Source organism: uncultured Tessaracoccus sp. (assembly GCF_947255005.1).
Classification (GTDB): domain Bacteria; phylum Actinomycetota; class Actinomycetes; order Propionibacteriales; family Propionibacteriaceae; genus Arachnia.
Genome location: NZ_CAMYFI010000095.1, coordinates 1 through 5,752 on the forward strand (window position 1 = coordinate 1; position 5,752 = coordinate 5,752).

4 protein-coding genes are annotated in these 5,752 nt (G+C 66.3%); all 4 read right to left on the minus strand.

Going from position 1 to position 5,752, the window contains the following annotated elements; translation table 11 throughout:
- Positions 1 to 7: 7 nt before the first annotated feature.
- Complete coding sequence (locus Q0X61_RS12395) at positions 8 to 1,375, minus strand: ABC transporter permease (protein ID WP_297743091.1); 1,368 nt, start codon at positions 1,373 to 1,375, stop codon at positions 8 to 10.
- 83 nt (positions 1,376 to 1,458) lie between these two features.
- A complete protein-coding gene (locus Q0X61_RS12400) occupies positions 1,459 to 3,390 on the minus strand; it encodes a S9 family peptidase (protein ID WP_297743093.1) in 1,932 nt (643 codons plus the stop codon).
- Positions 3,391 to 3,429: 39 nt separating this feature from the next.
- The gene (locus Q0X61_RS12405; RefSeq protein ID WP_297743095.1) at positions 3,430 to 4,722 is read right to left on the minus strand and encodes a chromate transporter; all 1,293 of its coding nucleotides are present in this window, start codon (positions 4,720 to 4,722) and stop codon (positions 3,430 to 3,432) included.
- A 210-nt stretch (positions 4,723 to 4,932) separates the two neighbouring features.
- Positions 4,933 to 5,752: ABC transporter ATP-binding protein (locus tag Q0X61_RS12410; RefSeq protein WP_297743096.1), on the minus strand; the 820-nt coding region annotated here is incomplete at its 5' end.

Consider the following 5,752-nt stretch of genomic DNA (forward strand, 5'->3'; position numbering starts at 1 on the left):
ATGCCGCTCACGAGATGTCCACCAGCAGCGCGCGCGGGGGACGCCGCAGCATCGGCACCGACGCCAGCAGCGCGCACAGCACCAGCACCGCGAGGCTCATCGCGCCCACGCCGAGCAGCAGATCGGGGCTCACCTGCACGTTGAGCGCGTCGAGGGTCTGGACTGCCGTGGACGACTCCATGTCCGCGCCCGCCTGCTGGCCAGGCGCGAAGCCCTGCTCCGCCGACGCATTCACCGAACTCAGCACCGACGAACCCACGCCCTGCGCCACCGCGCGGGCCAGGAAGAACGACGCCACCATGGCCGGGATCGCGATGAACACCAGCTCCGTGAGGTACTGCGCCACCACGCCGGCCTTCGTGGTGCCCACCGCGAACAGCACACCCGTCTCCTTCTTTCGCTCGTTTAACCACAGGCACAACACCAGCAACAACAGCGCACCGGCCAGCACGAACGTCGCGACGGTGGTGCCGCCCATCACGCCGCGCACGCCATCCACTGCGCCGGTGATGCCGGCGAGATACTGCGTCGTGGGCGCGAGTTGGTAGCTTCGCCAATCGATGTCGAGCTTGCTGGCGGCTTCCGCGACGCGCTCCACCTCATCCGGGTGGTTCACGAAGAAGTTGGCGTCCTGGTAGATCTCGGAGTTCTTGTCCCACCCGTAGAGCGTTCGGGTGGTGTCCAGGTCGGTGAACAAGGTGTTGGCGAACAGCTCACTGCGCTGCGCGGCGGGGCGGGTGTTCTTGCCCGCGACGAGGCCGACGATCTCCGCGTCTACCCGCGCGGTGGACTTCTTCTGATTGTCGACGTCGTAGGGGTTGGCCTTGAGCGTGATCGTGTCGCCCACCTTGAGGCCGTTGGCCTTCGCGAGCTCCTCGTGAATGACGGCCTTGTTGTGGTCGTCGGGCTTCAGGTGGCGCCCACTGACGAGCTTGAGGGCTCCGCTGCGGAAGTTATTGTCGAGCTCCGTGGTGTTGACGCCCCAGACGTTGGCGGCGTTGCCGAACTGATTCTCCTTCTCAGCGTCGTATTCCTGCTGCGGGAGCTTCTGCACCTTGGCATTGACGAGGTCTGCCGTGACGTTCTGGCGCGCCACGTGAGTTTTCACCCCGTCGAGCGCGGCGATCTTCTCGATGTCACCCCCTCGCACCGTGCCGGCACCGCGGGGGGTGCCCATATTGAATTGTGGGTTGTTCTGGATGACGAACCCGGCCCCGGTGCGCTTAGCGACGTCGTCACTGACTTGATCGGCTGAGCGGCTGATCGCACTCGTCGTGAATAGCGCCGTCATCATCGCCACCAGAATGCCGAACACGATGAGCGACTTCACCCATTTCCGGCACACATATCGCCAAGCTCGTCCTACGAATGACAAGGGAATGTCCTTTCTAAAGTTCCACGCTCGATAACGAACGTGCAGCAGAAAGGGTTCCCGTCGCGGGACTGGCGGGCGCGGTATCAGGCGACGGGGAGGTGTTTCTCCCAGAACGCCATCACGGCCTCGAAGCGCTGTCGACGATGCCACGGCGTGCCCGAGCGCGTGAGCTCGTGGTTCTCTCCGGGGAACACCAGCATCTCCGCCGCCACCCCTGCCTGCTTCAGCAGCGCGTGGTATTGCAGGCCCTGGTGCAGCGGGCAACGCAGGTCGTCTTCGGAGTGGATCACGAGCGTCGGAGTGCGAACCTCAGCTGCGTACGTCATGGGCGACTGGCGGTCGGCCTCTGCCTTGTCGTAGCTCGTGTATTCCTGCGGGAAGAACCAGCCGATGTCGCTGGAGCCGATGAAGCTCTGCACGTCGAGGAATCCCCGCTCGACGATGGCCCCGCGGAAGCGGTGATCGTGGCCGATGATCCACGCCGTGAGGTAGCCGCCGTAGGAGCCGCCCATGATGCCGAGACGTTCGCCGTCGAGGGCGTCGTCGCTAGCCAGGCAGTGTTCAAGGAAGGCGAGCACGTCGGCGGCGTCGAGGTTGCCCATGTCGCCCTTGATGGCTCTGCCGTGCTCGGTACCGAACCCCCACGACCCGCGCGGATTGCACATGACCACGGCATATCCAGCCTCGACGGCCACCTGGGCCTCGTCGAAGAAGGAGCGCGTGTACCCGTGGTATGGCCCGCCGTGAATCATGAGCAGCACCGGGTGGGGGCCTCTGCCTGCGGGCTTCAGCAGCCATCCTTCGACGGGGTACCCATCGGGTGCTTGCGCGGTGACTGCCTGCGGGAGTGCGGCGTCGGCGAGTGCCACACCGAAGTTGGTGAGCACTTCCCACCGGCCGTCGCGCAGCACGGCAAGCTCCCCGGTGCTCGTGGCGCTGGTGACCGTCGCGACGATCACCCCGCCCGCGGCGTCGAGGGCCTGGACGTCCCACGTCGGGTCTTCGATGAATTGGTGATCCTCGTTGCCGACGATCACCGCGCGCTCCGTGCCGCGGTAGACCTCTGGCACGATGACGCGCCCGTCGCCAAGTGATACGAGCGGGCCCCCCACAGTGATGTCGACGACCTGGCGCGGCTCCTCACCCGCCAGCCACACGGTGCCGTGGTGGCCGACGAAGTCGATGCCTTCCCCCACCGAACCGGCGACGAAGAAGAGGTTATCCCCGGAGCGGCGCGGCCGACGCGCGTGAAGGCCGAGCCCGGCGGTGAGCGATTCCGGTTTCGCCTCCTCGCGCAGCCGCCACAGTTCGCACTCGAGCGTGTCGTCACCCTTGCGGTTGGCGCTGGCGAGCACCGAGCCGTCGGCGTCGAAGATGGGTGATGTCCAGTCGATGTCGTCGTTGGTGAGGCGGGTGGCTTTGGGGAACCGGGCGGGCGCGTCGACGTCGTGGGCCTTGCCCTGACCGGTTGCGTCGAAGATGGGTTCGGCGGTGGGGTCAGGCACGTCGACGACGAACACCTGCGCCGGGCGGTCGCGGAACCATCCGACGCCGTTGTGCCGGGTTTGGAAGTCGCTGAAGGCGCGCGGGGCTTCGTGCGCGGCGTCGATGTCGTCGACGGTGCCATATCTACCGTCTTCCGGAGCCCTCGAGATGAACACGATGCGGTGGGAATCGTCGGAGAACTCGAACTCTCCGACGCCCAGCTTCTGGTCGGTTACCTGCATGGGTTCGCCGCCGTCAGCAGGTGCAATGAACAGCTGCGCGGGCTTGCCAGGCTGTGAACGTACGAACGCCAGCAGGGTGCCGTCGGGGGAGAACTTGGGGGCGGAGTCGTGGAATCCGCGGGTGATGCGACGCGGGCGGCCGCCGTCGAGGGGGATTCTCCATAGCTGGCCGACCTCGGCGTCGACAGCGAAACTCGGGTGCGTGACCGCAACGACGGCGAAGGCGCCGCTTGGGTGGAGCGTTGGGGCGGAGAGGGAAACGAGGTGTTCGAGTTGGTCTGGGCGCATACAGCCATGCTAGGGCAGGTGGCGTTCACGCGCCGCCGCTCAGCTGAGCAGCAGCATGGTCGCCAGCGAGATGCCGCCCGCGCCGAGGATGAGCACGAGATCATGGGGATTCCAGCGACGCTGCACGGCCCACAACAGCGCGACCCCGGCAATCGAAACCCACGCTGTTCCCACGCCGGAGACGCCGGCGTGCCGTGCGATCTCGACGCTCGCGTTCAGCATGGAAGTCATGGTCATGAGCAGCAAGCCGCAAATCACCGGCAACACCACGGGGCCGAGAAGGCGCACGAAGGAGGAGTTCGACGCCTTCTCGTAGACCGCGAGAAACGCCAGCGCCAGCGCGGCACACGAGCAGACGGAGACGAGGAACCCCAGGATCGCTATCAGCACACCCATGCCGACACCGCCGTGGGAGTAGCCGAATCCGTATCCGACGGCGCTCGCCAGCTTGATGAGCACCGGGCCTGGCAGCGCGTTGGCAACCGGAACCATCTGCCCGTAGAACTCGGAGGCGGGCACGATGCCGCTCGAGACGAAGAAACCGTCTGCGACACCGATGTAGGCAGCCCCGCCACCGAACGACGAGAGCGTCGAGAGGCCGATCAGTGACACCACGCGGCCCGCACCGACGAGGACCGCAATGCCGAGCGCCACGAGAGCGACGAGCAGCAGCACCGCGGCCGCGCGCAGGGTGTGGCTGGTGGACGAAGGCGGAGGCTCGGTAGGCGCGGAGGGCGACTGGCCCCGTCGGAAAAAACTGAGCACGGCAACACCTGCGAGGGCGAGCAGGATCACCTGCACCGCGCTCAGCTGGGGGAGCGAGGAGGTCCAGCCCGTGCCCAGCAGATTCCCAGCCGCGCGCACGGCCTGGTTGCCGCCGACGGCGGCGAAGGTCAGCAGCGCCAGCACCACCGTCGCCAACGGATGGTAGGCGCGCAACACCTTGCCGATGTAGCGAATGAGCAGCACCGCGATGAATGCCGAGATGCCCAGTGCGGCGAACTCGATGATGCGGATAGCAGACGCGCCTAACGCGGTGAACAGCATGAGGATGAGCACCGTCCCAACGGTGCCTGGGAGCGCGACGGTGAGCGCCGCCGCCGTCGGGGCCCACGTGGGGCGGACGTGGGTGCCGACCATCGCCGACATCTTCACCGGCTGCGCTCCCGGCGTGACGTTGGCGATGATGGTGTGCGCGGTGAATGCGTCGTCGGTGGCGAGTTTGTGACGCTGCACGAACTCCCGCTCCATGATAGGGATGAGCGCCGCACCGCCGCCGAACCCGAGGGCGCCGACGGTGAGCGTCGCAGACAGTAGCTTCCGCACCGACATTGCATCGTTCCTTTCCTCGGCCAGTGTAGGGGTGGGTTTCGATACGCGCCCTCCGGGCGCTACTCAACCACCGGTGGGGCCTTGGCGGAGCTAACCCGATATTCACACGGGTTTCCCAAAACCGGCCAAAATCGCCCTTTCCAGCAAACGCGTGTGGATATTGGGTTAGATGGCGGGGGTAAGGATGGTTTCGACTCGGCCCTCCGGGCGCTACTCAACCATCGACGCCGCAAACTGCGACTGGTACAGGTCGAAGTAGTGCCCGCGCCGTTCGAGGAGCTCGTCGTGCGAACCCTGCTCGACGATGCGCCCGTCCTCCATGACGAGGATGACGTCGGCGTCGCGGATGGTGGACAGCCGGTGCGCGATCACGAACGACGTTCGCCCGGTGCGCAGCGAGTTCATCGCTTGCTGAAGGAGCAGCTCGGTGCGGGTATCGACGGAGCTCGTCGCCTCGTCGAGGATCAGCAACGATGGGTCCGACAGGAACGCCCGCGCAATGGTGATGAGCTGCTTCTCGCCGGCGGAGACGTTGTTGCCCTCCTCATCGATGACGGTGTCGTAGCCGTCAGGCAGGGAGTGCACGAAGCGGTCGACGAACGTGGCCTTCGCTGCCTCGACGATGTCAGCCTCCGTGGCGCCGTCGCGGCCGTAGGCGATGTTCTCGCGGATCGTGCCCCCAAACAGCCACGCATCCTGCAGCACCATCCCCACCTGGCGTCGCACCTCCTGGCGGGGCACCTGCGAGATGTCGACGCCGTCGAGCGTGATGTGCCCAGCATCGAGGTCGTAGAAGCGCATGATGAGGTTCACCAGCGTGGTCTTGCCCGCGCCGGTGGGGCCGACGATCGCGATGGTCTGGCCCGGTTCGACGTTGAGGTTCAGGTCTTCGATGAGGCGCTGATCGGGCGCGTAGGAGAAGTCGACACCCTCGAACTCGACGCGCCCCCGCACCGTCTCAGGCAGCGAACCAGCAGGCTCAGCGCTCATCTCGTCGGCGTCGAGGAGCTCGAACACCCGCTCGGCGGAG